General features: G+C 69.9%; 2 protein-coding genes. One reads left to right on the forward strand and one right to left on the reverse strand.

Annotated features, from left to right (window positions below; translation table 11 throughout):
* The first annotated feature begins 198 nt into the window (after positions 1–198).
* Positions 199–576, forward strand: coding sequence for an IS3 family transposase (locus tag HCC78_RS35175; RefSeq protein ID WP_172332858.1), 378 nt, complete (start codon positions 199–201; stop codon positions 574–576).
* 37 nt (positions 577–613) lie between these two features.
* Here HCC78_RS35175 and HCC78_RS33460 read toward each other — a convergent pair.
* A partial coding sequence (locus HCC78_RS33460) for a hypothetical protein (RefSeq protein ID WP_216671428.1) occupies positions 614–838 on the reverse strand: 225 nt, incomplete at its 5' end.

Raw genomic sequence — 838 nt, forward strand, 5'->3', positions numbered from 1 at the left:
GAACCGCCGTCTCAGGGAAGAGGTGAGGCGATGCGGATAGGTGAGCAGGCGGACGCCACCGGTCCGAAACCGATGGGCGGCGGCGCGACCTGACCGGCGCCGCGCAGTGGGTGGCGAAGCCGTGAAGGACAAGCTCGCCTTCATCGCCGCCCACGCGTCCGAACACGCCGTGATCGCGCGGCCCGCCCGCCCGGACGGATCGCGCTCGGGGGGCGCTGTGCCGGGTGCTCTCGGCCAGCACGAGCCGGTTCCACGCCGGGCGTCGCGGGGTGCCCTGTTGCCGCGGACAGGTGCGATCTTCGAGGCCAGCCACGGCGATGCGGAGCACCGCGCATCCACGCAGGACTGCGGGACCAAGGCATCCCGGTTGCCCGCAAGACGGTGGCCAAGCTGATGAAAGAGCGGGTCTTTGTCCGCCGTGGCCAGCGGCGCCCGGACCGGTGGCGCAGCCGCTGGCAACTCCGGGGGCAATGGCGAGCGGCATCTTTCCTCCGCGCCGGGAACGCTGCGTGCCATGGACCACCGGCAGCCGACATAATCTTCGGATCGCGCCGAACTTCTTGCGGCGGAATTTAGGGTCCGTGGAACCAAACCGCATCTGGGCTGGTCGGCATCAGCGTCGCCGATGGTTGCTCGACCCGGTGGCGCAGCCTTGGCAACTCCCCGCCGAAGAGGGCTGGCTCAGGAATCGATCCTGAACAAGGGAGCCGGGGGGCAAGGTCACCCGGTGCCAGTGCCAATCTGTGGTCATGGACGCGACGATGGTTGCGGTGAGCCGGGCCCAGATGGCCCGGAGGTGGGCGAGGGTCTTGCGGATGTCCTGCCCGCAGCCGCAGGG

This window comes from Mangrovicoccus sp. HB161399 (genome assembly GCF_013184745.1).
Lineage (GTDB): Bacteria > Pseudomonadota > Alphaproteobacteria > Rhodobacterales > Rhodobacteraceae > Mangrovicoccus.